The following is a 1,134-nucleotide window of genomic DNA, read 5'->3' on the forward strand; positions in this document are numbered from 1 at the left end:
GTATTTAGCCGCATAAAAAGACCGGCAGACGAATCTGCCGGCCAAAGAAATTTTATATTTTTTTATTGTCCTCTTGACGGGTAGCAGTTCAATTTGACTGGTCAAGCCTTTTATTAATACCTTTACTCTGTGTTAGTGATATGATATAGTAAAAGTAGGGATTTTCCTACTAGAATAGAGGAGGTTTTTATCATGATGGCAGTGAATGTGCCGGATACTTTTATAGATAATGCCAAAGTCATGGCCAAAGGTCAGGTAACTATACCAAAAGATGTTAGAAGTGTATTGGGGCTTGATAGCGGAAGCCGAGTAACCTTTATTGTTGAAAAAGGGTCTGTTCGTATGGTTAATTCTGCAGTGTATGCAATGCAGATGCTGCAGAATGAAATGGCAGGCGAGGCTGAACGGACTGGGCTTGCCTCAGAAGAGGCAGTCAATGATCTGGTAAAAGAGGTACGTAGCGAGGGCGAATGATGCAAGATGCGTATATTGATTGACACGAACATACTGATTTCAGCGATATTGGGCAGTGGTACTCCATTCCAAGCCTATATGAAGGCGGTTTCTTATCCTAACTATGGGGTGGTGTGTACCCAAAATATAGATGAACTTCGACGTATATTTAATCGAAAGTTTCCCAAGAAGATATTGGCAATGGAACGATTTTTGGCGATGGCACTTTCCGTCATAGAAGTGGTGCAGATTCCGGATGAGTTGACAGAAGAGGAAGCGTCAATCCGAGATGTAAATGATAGAGGGATCATGAGAGCCGCTGTGGCATCAAAGGTGGATATTATACTAACAGGAGATAAGGACTTCTTGGAATCAGGGATAAGATGCCCTAAAATAATGACAGCTGCCAATTTTTTAGCGATGGAAAAATAAATGCTAAAATATAAACAGAAATGTGAAATTTGACAAATATAGAGCGCAAAATATAAAGCAAAAGATAAAGTAAAAGATAAAATATAAAGAGAAAATGTAAAATGGCAAGAGAAGAACTGGATAGTGGCGAGCCGATGACGGAATATGAAATATACAGCATTGAGGGGAAAATAGTATGACGGATATGGCTGTACAGAGCTATGGTTGGGTTGCTGTGTAAGAGGCTGTCCCAAATTCTGTGTAAACTCC

2 protein-coding genes are annotated in these 1,134 nt (G+C 40.1%); both read left to right on the top strand.

Going from position 1 to position 1,134, the window contains the following annotated elements:
- Positions 1 to 192: 192 nt before the first annotated feature.
- The gene (locus BLQ59_RS15510; RefSeq protein ID WP_256324705.1) at positions 193 to 474 is read left to right on the top strand and encodes an AbrB/MazE/SpoVT family DNA-binding domain-containing protein; all 282 of its coding nucleotides are present in this window, start codon (positions 193 to 195) and stop codon (positions 472 to 474) included.
- A 6-nt stretch (positions 475 to 480) separates the two neighbouring features.
- Positions 481 to 885 carry a putative toxin-antitoxin system toxin component, PIN family gene (locus BLQ59_RS15515; protein ID WP_074573704.1) on the top strand — a complete coding sequence of 135 codons (405 nt, stop codon included), beginning with the start codon at positions 481 to 483 and terminating at the stop codon, positions 883 to 885.
- Positions 886 to 1,134 lie beyond the last annotated feature (249 nt).

Origin of the sequence: Pseudoselenomonas ruminantium (genome assembly GCF_900104055.1) — a bacterium.
GTDB classification, from domain to species: domain Bacteria; phylum Bacillota; class Negativicutes; order Selenomonadales; family Selenomonadaceae; genus Selenomonas_A; species Selenomonas_A ruminantium_C.

What these genes read in the sequence shown, in the direction of transcription:
- BLQ59_RS15510 (WP_256324705.1), top strand. Translation starts at nt 193, where the DNA reads ATGATGGCAGTGAATGTGCCGGATACTTTTATAGATAATGCCAAAGTC.
- BLQ59_RS15515 (WP_074573704.1), top strand. Translation starts at nt 481, where the DNA reads ATGCGTATATTGATTGACACGAACATACTGATTTCAGCGATATTGGGC.